Consider the following 13,747-nt stretch of genomic DNA (forward strand, 5'->3'; position numbering starts at 1 on the left):
CCGCCCTTCGGCGTTCTCACATCCGCAACGCCGTCAGCCGGCCTCCGCCACCAGCTCCCGGCAGCGCTTCACGTCCTCCGCCATCTGCTCCAGCAGAGCCTCCAGCGAGTCGAACTTCGCCTGCCCGCGGACGTACGCGAGGAAGTCCACGGCGACATGCAGCCCGTACAGGTCGAGGCCGACGCGGTCGATGGCGTACGCCTCCACCGTGCGCTCGGTGCCGTCGAACTGCGGGTTGGTGCCGACGGAGATGGCGGCCGGCATGGCCTCGCCCGCCACGTGCAGCCAGCCGGCGTACACGCCGTCGGCGGGGATGGCGGTGTGCGGGAGGGTCTCGACGTTGGCGGTCGGGAAGCCGAGTTCGCGGCCGCGCTGTGCGCCGCGTACGACCACGCCCTCCACCCGGTGCGGGCGGCCCAGGATCTCGCGGGCGCCTTCCAGGTCGCCCTCGGCGACCAGGCGGCGGGTGAGGGTGGAGGAGAAGGGCTCGCCGCCGCCCGCCGCGCCGGAGACGAACAGGTCGACGATCTCGACCTCGAAGTCATAGGTCTTGCCCTGCTCGGCGAGGAACTCCACGTTCCCCGCGGCCTTGTGGCCGAAGCGGAAGTTGGGGCCCTCGACGACCGCCTTGGCGTGCAGCTTGTCGACCAGGACCTTGACGACGAAGTCGGCCGGAGAGAGCTTCGAGAACTCCGTCGTGAAGGGGAGGATCAGGACCGCGTCCACGCCCAGCTCCGCCATCAGCTCCGCGCGGCGGTGGTGCGGGGCCAGCAGCGGCGGGTGGCTGCCGGGGCGGACGACCTCGCTGGGGTGCGGGTCGAAGGTGACGACGACCGAGGGAACGCCCAGCTCACGGGCGCGGTCGACGGCGTGCCGGATGATCAGCTGGTGTCCGCGGTGGACTCCGTCGTAGGAGCCGATGGTGACGACGCTGCGTCCCCAGTCCTCGGGGATGTCCTCCAAGCCACGCCAGCGCTGCACTGTGACCGCTCCTCATCGAACCCGTGTCCGTATTTACGGCTTACCTCTTACGCAGGTCTAAGGGTGCCATGCCGCGCCCGTCCGGCCCGCATCGGCATCGGCGCTGTGACTCGACGCACGTGGGTCAGGCGGGGACCCTGACCCCGGCCAGGTTCTCGATCATGCGGCGGCTGCTAGGGCCGACCACGGCCGCCCACTGCCGTGGAGCGTCGGTCAGCCAGCCCGCCACCTGGGCGGCGAAGCCGGGGGTCCGCCGCCCCAGGTCGACCAGCGCACGGTCGAAACGGGCCGCTCCGTGCGGGGTGCGCACGAGCAGGACGCCGATGCGGTGCACGAGTTCGCGCAGGCCGTCGCCTTCTTCGGGGTGGCGAGCGGCGGCGCGCAGGAGTGCGTCCAGCACGGCCGGCTCGCGCTCCTGGCTCAACAGGTGTTCGAGCAGTTCTCGACGGAGAGGGTGGGAGGCGGCTGTTCCGGGGGTGACGAGTACGGCGGCCAGGGCCGTCCGTACCTCCTCCGGGCCGTCGTCCAGCAGTCCGGTGACGAGCGGGAAGAGCACGGCCCGGGTGCCCGGGCCCTGGTCGAGGCGCCGGTCGACGTACGCGGCCACGTCCGCCGCGGTCTCCGGGCGCTGCTCCACGGCCTCCCGTACAAGTACGGCGATCCGGCGGGCCGGCGTGGGCAGCGTGACGTCGGCGAGCGTACGCAGCGCTTCTCCGGCACCCGGGCGGCGCAGCCGCGCCCGGAACGCGTCGAGCACCGGCTCGGGGTGAGTGGCGAGGGCGGCGACCAGCGCGCTCGGCGGGAAGTGCGGGTCGCCGGCCGCGAAGTGGCCGAGGGCCTGCGGGAGATGGCGGGCCCGCGTGTGCGGGTCGCGGACGAGCAGCGCGAGCGCGCCGCCGTGCAGGGTGCAGTCGGCGGGGCGGGCGAGGAGGGTGAGGGCGGCGTAGCGGAGCAGTTCGCGGTCGGCCTCGGTGGTCACGTGCGGGGCGGCGCGCAGACCGTAGGCGACCGCCGCGACGCGTCGGTCCGGGCGCTCGTCGTGCGCCCACCGGTCCACCGCCCGGCACACCGCCGACGGCTCGTCCTCCGCGAGCACCGCCAGCAACTCGTCGGCCCGCCGGTGGGCGCAGTCGACCAGCACCTCCGTCAGGTCGTCCAGCGCCAGCCGCCGGTGCGTGTGCAGCAGCGCCTGCGCCGCCTTCGCGACGGTCGCGTGCGGGGTCGCGGGCAGCGGGCGCTCGTCGTCGAACCAGCGGGTGAGATGGGGCTGTACGGCACCGGGGGCGTCGGCGAGGAGGCGCGAGGCGGCGTCCAGGAAACGGGGGGCGGTGTCCTGCGGGGGGCCGTCGGCGAGGACGAGACGGCGGAGGAGGTCGAGGAGGGTGACCGGGGGGAGGGGGAGGGCCAGCCAGAAGGTGGGCGGGAAGTGGGAGGTGGTGGTGAGAGGCGCGGACTCCCGTTTCTGCTCCCGTTCCCGTCCCCGCCAGTCCACCACCCGGTCCGCCAGCAGCCGCAGCACCCCCGTGTACGGGGTCGCGTCGGGCACCCGTAGGAGGGACTCGGTGAGGAGGCGGGCCGCCCACCAGGAGTGCGGGTCGGCGTCCAGTGCCCGGATCAGTTCCTCCAGGCGGAGGGCGAGGCTCGGGGTGCCCTGCTGGCGGGCGAGGAGGAGCAGGGACTGGACGACCGGTCCAATGCGGTGGTGCGGTACGGGGAGCGGGTGGCGGTCCGCCGGGTGGGTACGGCGGCGGTGGACGAGGGCGCGCAGGGCCTCGTCCAGGTCGAGGTGGATGCCCTGGATCCAGTCGGCGAGTTCCTCGTGGGCGAAGCGGTAGCCGCTGCCGGCGGGGACGAGGAGGCCCTCGGTGAGGACGGCGGAGGCCCAGCCGGTGCCGCCGCCGAGGCGGGCCGGGGCGGGGCCCCAGGGGAACACCGCCTCGAACGACTCCCGGTCCAGTTCACCCTGTCCGGGGCCGAGGCTGCGGCGGGCGGCCTCGTGGACCTGGCCGGAGACCTTGGCCGCGAGGCGGCGTACGGCGGTGCCGCGCAGGCCGTTCTCGGCGGCGAGGCGGACGGCGATGCGGAGGCACATCAGGTCGAGGTAGGCCGCGAAGACGTCGTCGCGGTCGACGTGGGCGTGGGGGGCGTCGGGGAGGGCGGCGCGGACCTCGGCGAGGAGGCGGAGGGTGAGGGGGTGGCGGGCGTCGGGGGTGTGCAGGGTGCCGTCGGGGATGCGGTAGCGGGCGCGCGCTGTACGGGCCTCGTCGTCCTGGAGGTCGGTGAGGTGGACGCAGGGGGTGTCGGGGTCCTCGGACGCCGGACGGGCTGCAACAGCTGAGCCCGCGTCAGGGGCAGCGCCAGGGTCAAGGGAGGCACTCCCGTAGAGCATCTCCCCCGGAAACCCGGCCCCCGCCCCCTCCCAGTACTCCGCCCGGCACGCCACCACGAGCCTCGCCCCCGACTCCCGTAGCCAACGGGCCGTGCCGTCGGTCCACTCGGGCAGGCGGTGGGCCAGTACGGGGGGCATCTCCTCGGGGCCGTCCAGGAGCAGGAGCAGGGGGCGGCCCTCGGTGCGGGCCAGCCGGGAGAGGCGGGCGGGGGTGAGGTCGCCCAGGTCGGTCACGTCCGCGGAGTGCGATGCGGCGACGATCCTCGCGGCGCGCGTCAACGCCCTTTCGGCGGCGTCGGCGACCGACGTGTCCTCGTCCCTCAGGTCGGCGCCGCGCAGCCAGAGGGTGGGAGCGGGGCGGGCACCCCGGTTGCGGCGGGCGGCGAGGGACGCGAGTTCCGTCGTACGGCCGCTGCCGGGCGGTCCGACGAGCGCGAGGACGGCGGCGTCGCCCTCGACGAACGCCTCGAACTCCGCTGCCGTGGCCGCCCGTTGGACCGGTTCCACCGCGCCGGGACCGACGGTGTCCGCGGCCCGGCCCACGTACCCGGCCAACGCGCCCGGCGGCCCGTCCTGGCCCACCGAGGTGGCCGTCAGTTCCAGGACTCCCGCCAGGTTGAGGTCGGTGCCGTACGCGGGGACGGTCGCCGCGTTCTCGGCGAGCAGGTCGGCGAGGGGGCCGTCCGGGGGCGGGAAGAGGGGCACCGCGAAACCGGTCTCGCGCCGGCCGCTCTGCAGTGCGGTCCCCAGTACGGCGACCACCGCGCCGGTCGCGGCGTCGAGGACCGGGCCCCCGGCCGCGCCGCCGCCGAGCCGCAGCGCGTCCCGCCCTGCCGTGCCGATCGCCAACTCCAGTACGCCGTCGAGGAGATGGAAGCGGTCCGTCGCCGTGTACGTCACGGAACCGGTCCCGAGCACCCGCGCCTCGCGCCAGCACCCGGCGGCGATCCGCACATAGGCACCGGTCTCGACGCCGCCCCGCCCGCCGACGGGCAACGGATCGACACCGAGCCCCTCGGTCCGTACGAGCGCCAGATTCAACTCGGGCAGCGCGGTCACCGCGTCGGCGCTCACCACACAGTGCCGGTCCTCGGCGGCGTACATCAACAGCCGGGGCAGCCCGTCGACGACCTCATGACTGGTGATGACGGTGCCCCGATGATCAGCAACGAACCCGACACCCCTGGGCCGCCCGGCCAGATCACGCACCCGAACGAGTACATGATCGGCCCCCGATCCCGACCCGAGGCCGTGCGACTCCCCTGCCGGAACATCACGCTCGCTCCCTGGCCGAGCTCCACGCTCAAACCCTGCCGAGGCCCCACGTTCGCGTCCCGCACCTGGCCGCCGCGCCTGCCTCGCCCCTGAGTTGTACGCCCGCCCCGGCTCCGAGCCCGGCGCCGAGCCCGCCCCCGGGGCATACGCCTGGTCCGCCCCTGCGCCGTACCCTCGCTCCTCCGCCGAATCGCCCGCGGCACCCGGCCCGGAGCCACGTGCCTGGCCCGTCCCCGAGTCATCCCCATAGCCCTGCCGAGAGTCCCGGGCGCGTCCCCGACCCGCGTCCCGCGCCCGGCCCGTCCCGGCAGCACGCCCAGGACCCGACGCCGAGGCTCCTGCCCCGATGCCCGGCGCCGAAAGCCCTGCCTCGCGGCACGACTCCGAGATTCCTGCCTCGCGGCCCGACTCGGAAAGCCTTGCCCCGAGGCCCGACTCCGGGGGCCCTGCCTGACTCCCCGGCTCCGAGCCCCCGCGCCCCGCCGGCCCCCGAACTCCCCCGTCCCCCCGTCCCGCGTCCCGCCCACGGCCCCCCGCCGTCCGTGAGCCCCGTCCCGTCATGGTGGAACCTCCCCGCCGTGGTGCTGTCGTGCTCGCGGGGCCGTCTCTCGGTCGGGTGGTCCGTGGGACAGGCCCGTCTTCGACGGTAGGCACCGGCTGATCGGCGGGACAGATCGCGTGGTGAACGCGCCCCCTTCCGCTCCCCCGGTTCACTCCGAGCGCCTGCCCGGACGGGTGAATGGGTGGGGGCGGGTGGATACACCCTAGGGGTGGGGGAACCGAGGGGGGACCGTGGAGCGGCGGAGTACTCCGTGACCGCCGCTCCACGGACGGGGCGTGATCGAGCGGCTCAGCCGAAGACGGCCAGGCTCTTCGCCTTGCCCTTCTGTTCCTCGACCAGGGCGAGGAAGCGGCCCTCGGGGTCGAAGACGGCGACCGCGCCGCGGCCCGCGTACTCGTCGGGCATCTCCAGGCGTACGCCGTTCAGCAGCAGCCTCGCCCGCTTGGCGTCCACGTCCCAGCGCGGGAACGCGGCCGCGGCGGCCTCGGCGATCGGCATGACCGTCAGCTCCTGCTGGAGCTGATCCAGGGTCTTCGCCGAGTCCAGCTTGTACGGGCCGACGCGGGTGCGGCGCAGCGCGGTGAGATGGCCGCCCACCCCCAGGTCCGCGCCCAGGTCCCGGGCCAGCGCCCGGATGTACGTGCCCGAGGAGCAGACCACGGACACCACCAGGTCCATCACCGGCGTGCCGTCCGCCGCGACCGCGTCCCGGACGTCGTACACCGCGAAGGACGAGATCCGCACCGGGCGGGCCGGGATCTCGAACTCCTCGCCCTCGCGCGCCCGCTTGTAGGAGCGCACGCCGTCGATCTTGATGGCGCTGACCTTGGACGGCACCTGCATGATGTCGCCGCTCAGCTTGGCGATCCCGGCGTCGACGGCCTCGCGGGTGACCTTCGAGGCGTCTGTCGACCCCGTGATCTCGCCCTCTGCGTCGTCGGTCAGGGTCGTCTGGCCGAGCCGGATCGTGCCCAGGTACTCCTTCTCGGTGAGGGCGAGATGCCCCAGGAGCTTGGTCGCCTTCTCGACGCCGAGGACGAGCACGCCCGTCGCCATGGGGTCGAGGGTGCCGGCGTGGCCGACGCGTCGGGTCCTGGCGATCCCGCGCATCTTGGCGACCACGTCGTGCGAAGTGAAGCCCGACGGCTTGTCGACGATGACAAGGCCGTCGGGCGTGGTGCTCTTCCGGTTCATTCGGAGGTGTCGTCCTCGTCCTCGCCCGGCTTCCGGTACGGGTCCGCCTCGCCGGCGTAGGTCGCGCCGGCCGAGACCTCGCGCACCTTCTCGTCGGACTGGCGGGCCTTGTCGAGGAGGTCCTCGATGGTCCGGGCGTTGTCCGGGAGGGCGTCGGCCACGAAGGTGAGCGTCGGGGTGAACTTCACGCCCGCCGCCGCGCCGACCGCGGAACGGAGCACGCCCTTGGCGCTCTCCAGCCCGGCCGCCGCCGCCGCTCGCTCCTCGTCGTCCCCGTACACCGTGTAGAAGACGGTTGCCTCCCGGAGGTCACCGGTGACCCTGGTGTCCGTGATGGTGACGTGGGTGCCGAGCCGCGGGTCCTTGATCCCCCGTTGCAGCTTCTGGGCCACCACCTCCCGGATGAGGTCCGCCAGCCTCTTCGCCCGCGCGTTGTCGGCCACTGGTCCGTCTCCTTAGTTACTTCTCTTGCCGCTTGCTTCAGTCTTCGTCGCTGTGGAGCCTGCGTCGAACCGAGAGCAGTTCCACCTCGGGCCGTCCGGCCACCAGCCGCTCACAGCGGTCCAATACGTCGGTGAGGTGGCCTGTGTCCCCGGATACCACCGCGAGCCCGATCTCGGCCCGGCGATGGAGGTCCTGATTGCCCGTCTCCGCCGCACTCACCGCGTACTTGCGCTGGAGCTCGGCCACGATCGGACGGACGAGTGAGCGTTTCTCCTTCAGCGAGTGGACGTCGCCGAGGAGCAGGTCGAAGGACAGAGTCCCCACATACATGTGTGTGTCCGGATGTCCCGCCGGTTCGGGGTACGGGCGCCGCGCTTGGACGCCGATACGGGAACCGTACACGCAACGGCCGGGGCCGATCGACGGAAATTCCCGCAAGGGAACTTCCCCGCCGATCGGCCCCGATCGCGTGCTGTGACGGTCAGACGCGCGGCTTCTCGCGCATCTCGTACGTCGCGATGACGTCGTCGACCTTGATGTCGTTGAAGTTTCCGAGGTTGATACCACCCTCGTAGCCTTCGCGGATCTCGGTGACGTCGTCCTTGAAGCGACGCAGACCCTCGATGTTGAGGTTCTCCGCGATGACCTTGCCATCGCGGACCAGGCGCGCCTTGGTGTTGCGCTTGACCTCGCCGGAGCGGATGAGAACACCCGCGATGTTGCCCAGCTTGGACGACTTGAAGACCTCGCGGATCTCCGCCGTACCGAGCTCGACCTCTTCGTACTCCGGCTTGAGCATGCCCTTGAGGGCCGCCTCGATCTCCTCGATCGCCTGGTAGATGACCGAGTAGTACCGGACGTCCACGCCCTCGCGCTCGGCCATCTGCGCCGCGCGGCCGGCCGCGCGGACGTTGAAGCCGATCACGATGGCGTCGGAGCCCATCGCCAGGTCGATGTCCGACTCCGTGACCGCACCGACGCCTCGGTGCAGGACGCGGATGTCGACCTCTTCGCCGACGTCCAGCTGGAGCAGGGAGGACTCGAGCGCCTCGACGGAACCAGAAGCGTCACCCTTGATGATGAGGTTGAGCTGCTGGACCTCGCCGGCCTTGAGCACCTTGTCCAGGTCCTCGAGGGAGACGCGGCGCGTGCGCTTGGCGAACGCGGCGTTGCGCTCACGGGCGGCGCGCTTCTCGGCGATCTGACGGGCCGTACGGTCCTCGTCGACCACCAGGAAGTTGTCGCCCGCGCCCGGGACGTTGGTCAGGCCCAGGACCTGGACCGGCGTCGACGGGCCGGCCTCGGCCACGCTGTTGCCGTTGTCGTCGTGCATCGCCCGGACTCGGCCGTACGCGTCGCCGACCACCATGGTGTCGCCGACCCGCAGCGTGCCGCGCTGGACGAGGACCGTCGACACGGCACCGCGGCCGCGGTCGAGACGGGACTCGATCGAGATGCCCTGCGCGTCCTGGTGCGGGTTGGCCCGCAGGTCGAGCGAGGCATCGGCGGTGAGGATCACGGCCTCCAGCAGGGAGTCGATGTGCAGACCCTGCTTGGCGGAGATGTCGACGAACATCGTGTCGCCGCCGTACTCCTCGGCCACCAGCCCGTACTCGGTGAGCTGACCGCGCACCTTGGTCGGGTCGGCGCCCTCGACGTCGATCTTGTTGACCGCGACGACGATCGGCACGTCGGCCGCCTTGGCGTGGTTCAGCGCCTCGACCGTCTGCGGCATGACGCCGTCGTTGGCCGCGACGACGAGGATCGCGATGTCCGTCGACCGCGCACCACGGGCACGCATGGCGGTGAACGCCTCGTGACCCGGGGTGTCGATGAAGGTGATCTTGCGCTCTTCGTCGTTGACCTCGGTCGCGACCTGGTAGGCACCGATGTGCTGGGTGATGCCGCCGGCCTCGCCCGCGATGACGTTGGTCTTGCGGATGGCGTCGAGCAGTCGGGTCTTTCCGTGGTCGACGTGACCCATGACGGTGACGACCGGCGGGCGGACCACCAGGTCCTCCTCGTCGCCCTCGTCCTCGCCGAACTCGATGTCGAAGGACTCGAGCAGCTCGCGGTCCTCCTCCTCCGGGCTGACGATCTGAACCGTGTAGTTCATCTCGTCGGCGAGGAGCTGGAGCGTCTCGTCGGAGACGGACTGCGTGGCGGTGACCATCTCGCCGAGGTTCATCATGACCGCGACGAGCGACGCCGGGTTGGCGTTGATCTTCTCCGCGAAGTCGGTGAGCGAGGCACCGCGCGACAGGCGAACGGTCTCGCCGTTGCCGCGAGGCAGCATCACACCGCCGACCGACGGGGCCTGCATGGCCTCGTACTCCTGGCGCCTCTGCCGCTTCGACTTGCGACCGCGACGCGCGGGACCGCCGGGACGACCGAAGGCGCCCTGCGTGCCACCACGGCCACCCGGACCACCGGGACGACCGCCGAAGCCGGGACGACCGCCGCCGCCCGCACCGGCACCCGGACCACCGGGACGGCCGGCGAAACCGCCGCCACCGCCACCGGGACCGCCCGGACGGCCGGCGAAACCGCCGCCGCCACCGGGACGGCCGGCGAAGCCGCCGCCGCCACCCGGACGACCGCCGCCGCCACCGGGACGACCGCCGCCACCGGGACCACGGCCACCGGGGCCACCGCCGCCGGGACGCGGGCCGGCAGCAGGACGCTGCGGCATCATGCCGGGGTTCGGACGCGGGCCGCCGGGGCCGCCGCCGGGACGGGGACCGCCCTGCGGACGAGGCATGCCGCCCGGGGTCGGACGCGCGCCACCCGGAGCCTGCGGACGGGGACCGCCCGCCGCACCCTGGGGACGAGGACCGCCCTGGCCCTGCGGACGCGGGGCACCGCCGGGACGCTCACCGGGGGCACCGGGGCCGCCGGGACGCGGGGCACCGCCCGGACGGGGCGCCTGCGGGCGCGCCATGCCGGTGGAGCCACCAGAGGTGAAGGGGTTGTTGCCCGGACGGGGACCGGCCGGACGGGCACCGGGACGCGGCGCCTGGCCACCCGGACGCTGACCGCCGGGAGCCGGACGGTCGCCACGGCCCTGGCCGCCCTGTGCGGGGCCACCGGGACGGGCACCCGGACGCGGGGCCTGCTGGCCGGCCGGACGCGGGGCACCCGGACGCGGGCCGGAGCCCTGCGCGGGAGCCGGCGCGGCGGGAGCCGACGGGGGTGCCGTGAACTCGGGCGTGGTCGGAGCCGGGGACGCCGGCGCGGGGCGCGGCGCGGGCTTCGGGCCCGGGGTCGGACGGGGGCCGGAAGGCGCCGGCGCGGCGGGAGCCGCGGGCGTCTCGGCGGCGGCCGGCTTGGGGGCCGGCGGGCGCGGGGCGGCCGGACGGGCAGCCTGCGCCGGAGAGGGGGCTGCCGGCTTCGCCGGGGCAGCCTTGCGCGGGGCGGGCTTGCCGCCTCCGTTGCCCTGCTGGAGGGCGTCCGTCAACTTGCGGACGACGGGCGCTTCGATGGTCGAAGACGCCGAACGGACGAATTCACCGAGTTCCTGGAGCTTGGCCATGACGACCTTGCTCTCAACCCCGAACTCCTTGGCGAGTTCGTATACCCGGACCTTAGCCACTTCGCTCCTTTTAGGTCCGGGTTGCGTCCGGACCGTCGCTACTTCATGGGCGTACTCATCGCGTGCTCATCGAGTGCTCATCGCAATCTCGACCTACTTCCAACTCGCGGGGTACCAGGGCCGCACGGGGGTTCCGTACGACACTCCTTGCGGTGTTGCCTGCTCAGCAACTGTCTGTCTGCTCGACGTACTGGCGCAACGCCTTTACGTCGAGCGCTCCCGGGGCGCGCAGCGCCCGCGTGAACGCCCGGCGGCGTACCGCCTGGTCGAGACAGACCAGGGCGGGGTGCACATAGGCGCCCCGGCCGGGCAGCGTACCGCTTGGATCGGGGACGCATGCGTCCTTGATCGCCACGGTGCGCAGCAGATCGGTCTTGGCCGCTCGCTGCCTGCACCCCACACAGGTGCGTTCAGGGCATGCGCGGGCGCGCGTCCGGCCAGACACTGCTAAGTCTACCTCCCCGTACCGACCTCACCCCTTTGGGGCAGGAATCGAACGGTTGTTGTCGTGATCTAAGCCAACCGCGGCTTGGATCTATTCCTCAGTCCTGCTCGGCGGGCTGCTCGGTGTCCGGACGGATGTCGATCCGCCAGCCGGTCAGGCGGGCCGCAAGCCGGGCATTCTGCCCTTCCTTGCCGATCGCCAGGGACAGCTGGTAGTCCGGCACGGTCACGCGCGCGGAGCGGGCCGCGAGGTCCACGACCTCGACCTTGGAGACACGGGCCGGGGACAGCGCGTTCGCCACCATCTCGGCCGGGTCGTCCGACCAGTCGACGATGTCGATCTTCTCGCCGTTCAGCTCGCCCATGACGTTGCGCACACGGCCGCCCATGGGGCCGATGCAGGCGCCCTTGGCGTTCAACCCGGAACGGGTGGACCGTACGGCGATCTTGGTGCGGTGACCGGCCTCACGCGCGATGGCGGCGATCTCGACGGACCCGTCGGCGATCTCCGGCACCTCGAGCGCGAAGAGCTTCTTCACCAGGTTGGGGTGGGTGCGCGACAGGGTGACGGACGGACCGCGCACGCCCTTCGCCACTCGGACGACGTACGACCGCAGCCGCATGCCGTGCTGGTAGGTCTCGCCCGGGACCTGCTCCTGCACCGGCAGGATGGCCTCCAGCTTGCCGATGTCGACGAGCACGTTCTTCGGGTCGCGGCCCTGCTGGACCACGCCGGTGACGATGTCGCCCTCGCGGCCGGCGTACTCGCCGAGCGTCGCGTCGTCCTCGGCGTCGCGCAGCCGCTGCAGGATGACCTGCTTGGCGGTGGTGGCGGCGATACGGCCGAAGTCGGACGGGGTGTCGTCGAACTCGCGGGGCTCCTGGCCCTCCTCGAGGTCCTCGGGGTCTTCCTTCGCCCACACGACCACATGGCCGGATTCCCGGTCGAGGCGCACGCGCGCGTGGCGGTGGCTTCCCTCGGTGCGGTGGTAGGCGATGAGGAGGGCCGACTCGATCGCCTCGACCAACAGGTCGAAGGAGATCTCCTTCTCCCGTACCAAGCCCCGCAGGGCACTCATGTCGATGTCCACGGCTACGCCTCCTCTTCCTTCTTGTCCTTGCGGTTGAACTCGACCTGGACGCGCGCCTTGTCGATCTCGGCGAAGCCGAGCCTGCGGGCGGTGGCCTTGCGGCCCTTCACTCCGGGCACCTCGACGTCGAGGCCCTCGTCGTCGACCTCGAGGATCCGGGCGACCAGTTCCCCGCCCTCGGCCAGTTGGAACTTCACCAGCCGGTCGACGGCGCGGGCGTAGTGCCGGTGCTCGGTGAGGAGGCGCTCCGCGCCCGGGGTGCCGACCTCGAGGGTGTACTCGCCCTCGCCCATCGCGTCCGTCTCGTCGAGCTTCGCCGAGAGCGCGCGGCTCACATCGGCGATGGCGTCCAGATCGGCGCCCTGGTCGGAGTCGACGACGACACGCAGCACGCGCTTTCGTCCGACGGAGTCCACGGCGATCTCTTCGAGATCCAGTCCCTGGGAGGTGACGAGCGGTTCCAGGAGCTCTCGCAGCCTCTCGCTCTGGGTGGTGCTCATCCGGGTGACTCCTCGGCCGCGTGTGCTGTTGTGGGAAGGTCGCGTGTCTGGTCAAAGGGTATCCGGTCCGAAGGACTGTTGCCGTCCATCGTGCGCCCCCAGGGGCCCGCGAACGGTGCCGATGAGTGGCTGCGGACCGGTGCGCGGGTACCGTGATCACCGGCGGGGCCGCCCTTCCCGCCCGTATGTTCGTACGAGCCCCCCGAGGACGTCTGCCGTGCCGTACCCCCCGCCGCCGCGCACCCCCTCGGGGCCGCGCAGAAGAACCCTTCTCGCCTCGGCCGCCGGAGCCGCCCTCCTGGTGGGCTGCTCCTCCGGGTCCGACGACTCGGACTCCGAGGAGAGCACCGGAGGCAGCCCGTCGGTCACCGAGCGGGCACGCACGCGTGCGGCGCGGGACAGCAGGGGGATCGTCGAGCGGTACGACGCCGTCCTCGCCGCCCATCCGACGCTCGCGGAGCGCCTGGCACCGCTGCGGGCGGAGGCGGTACGGCATGTGGAGGCGTTCGGCGGAACGGGGGCGGCGGGCGCGACGGCGTCTCCCTCGGCTTCCGCATCCGCGTCAGCGAGTGGCACGGCGGCGCCGTCGCCGGCCGTCACCGCGCCGGCGAACGAGAAGGACGCCCTGGCCGAGCTCGCCACCGCGGAGCGCGCGCTCGCGGACGCGCGCGCGAAGTCGCTGCTCGACCTGCCGGGCGAGCTGGCCCGGCTGCTGGCCTCGGTGGCCGCGGCCGGGGCGGCGCACGCGTATCTGCTGACGGAGGCGGCCAAGTGAGCGACAAGGAAGAGAAGCGGACCCTGACCGCCCTCCAGGCGGCCCTGGCGGCCGAGCACGCGGCGGTCTACGGCTACGGCGTCGTCGGCGGCCGCATCCGCGAGGGCCGGCGCACCGAGGCGCGTTCCGCCTACGACGCCCATCGCGCCCGGCGTGACCAGCTGGTCCGTGAGGTGCGGGACCTGGGCGGCAAGCCGGTCGCCGCGGCGGCCGGGTACGCGCTGCCGTTCCCGGTGCCGGACTCGGAGGCGGCCGTGCGGCTCGCCGCCGAGCTGGAGGACCGGGTCGCCGGGGTGTACTCCGACCTGGTGCGGGCAACCGTGGACGGGCGGCGGGCCATGGCCACGGAGGCGCTGCGGGAGGCGGCGGTGCGGGCGGTGCGCTGGCGCGGGGAGAGCGTAGCCTTCCCTGGTCTCGCCGAGCGGGCGGCGACGGCCACGGCCACCGCCACGGCCGCGCCGACTCCTACGGCGTAACGCGTACTGAAGGGAAGAACTCGG

Annotated in this window: 11 protein-coding genes; 2 read left to right on the forward strand and 9 right to left on the reverse strand. The window is 72.9% G+C overall.

Annotated features, from left to right (window positions below):
* Positions 1-33: 33 nt before the first annotated feature.
* The 9 genes from IQ210_RS42600 to rimP all read right to left on the reverse strand — a co-directional run bounded on the left by IQ210_RS42600 (position 34) and on the right by rimP (position 12,472).
* Positions 34-981, reverse strand: coding sequence for a bifunctional riboflavin kinase/FAD synthetase (locus IQ210_RS42600; RefSeq protein WP_194084640.1), 948 nt, complete (start codon positions 979-981; stop codon positions 34-36).
* A gap of 124 nt (positions 982-1,105) precedes the next feature.
* Positions 1,106-4,579: a trypsin-like peptidase domain-containing protein gene (locus tag IQ210_RS42605; protein ID WP_194084641.1), complete on the reverse strand. Its 3,474-nt coding sequence runs from the start codon at positions 4,577-4,579 to the stop codon at positions 1,106-1,108.
* A gap of 916 nt (positions 4,580-5,495) precedes the next feature.
* Entirely contained in the window at positions 5,496-6,401 is a 906-nt protein-coding gene (gene truB / locus IQ210_RS42610; RefSeq protein WP_194084642.1) for a tRNA pseudouridine(55) synthase TruB, read from the reverse strand.
* On the reverse strand, positions 6,398-6,844 hold the full coding sequence (gene rbfA / locus IQ210_RS42615) for a 30S ribosome-binding factor RbfA (RefSeq protein WP_059197942.1): 447 nt from the start codon (positions 6,842-6,844) through the stop codon (positions 6,398-6,400). Before rbfA ends, truB begins: the two co-directional genes overlap by 4 nt.
* 37 nt (positions 6,845-6,881) lie before the next feature.
* Entirely contained in the window at positions 6,882-7,175 is a 294-nt protein-coding gene (locus tag IQ210_RS42620; RefSeq protein ID WP_018531172.1) for a DUF503 domain-containing protein, read from the reverse strand.
* Positions 7,176-7,326: 151 nt separating this feature from the next.
* On the reverse strand, positions 7,327-10,437 hold the full coding sequence (gene infB / locus IQ210_RS48395; RefSeq protein WP_194084643.1) for a translation initiation factor IF-2: 3,111 nt from the start codon (positions 10,435-10,437) through the stop codon (positions 7,327-7,329).
* Positions 10,438-10,600: 163 nt separating this feature from the next.
* A complete protein-coding gene (locus IQ210_RS42630; protein WP_079313065.1) occupies positions 10,601-10,882 on the reverse strand; it encodes a YlxR family protein in 282 nt (93 codons plus the stop codon).
* A 97-nt stretch (positions 10,883-10,979) separates the two neighbouring features.
* Positions 10,980-11,972 carry a transcription termination factor NusA gene (nusA, locus tag IQ210_RS42635; protein ID WP_194084644.1) on the reverse strand — a complete coding sequence of 331 codons (993 nt, stop codon included), beginning with the start codon at positions 11,970-11,972 and terminating at the stop codon, positions 10,980-10,982.
* A gap of 2 nt (positions 11,973-11,974) precedes the next feature.
* The gene (gene rimP / locus IQ210_RS42640; RefSeq protein WP_194084645.1) at positions 11,975-12,472 is read right to left on the reverse strand and encodes a ribosome maturation factor RimP; all 498 of its coding nucleotides are present in this window, start codon (positions 12,470-12,472) and stop codon (positions 11,975-11,977) included.
* 217 nt (positions 12,473-12,689) lie between these two features.
* On the opposite strand from rimP, the gene IQ210_RS42645 reads away from it, so the two are divergent.
* Together IQ210_RS42645 and IQ210_RS42650 are read left to right on the forward strand one after the other, a co-directional pair.
* Positions 12,690-13,247 (forward strand): hypothetical protein, encoded by a 558-nt coding sequence (locus tag IQ210_RS42645; protein WP_194084646.1) that lies wholly within the window; start codon positions 12,690-12,692, stop codon positions 13,245-13,247.
* Entirely contained in the window at positions 13,244-13,723 is a 480-nt protein-coding gene (locus IQ210_RS42650; RefSeq protein ID WP_194084647.1) for a ferritin-like domain-containing protein, read from the forward strand. Before IQ210_RS42645 ends, IQ210_RS42650 begins: the two co-directional genes overlap by 4 nt.
* Positions 13,724-13,747 lie beyond the last annotated feature (24 nt).

Source organism: Streptomyces justiciae, from assembly GCF_015163075.1.
Lineage (GTDB): Bacteria > Actinomycetota > Actinomycetes > Streptomycetales > Streptomycetaceae > Streptomyces > Streptomyces justiciae.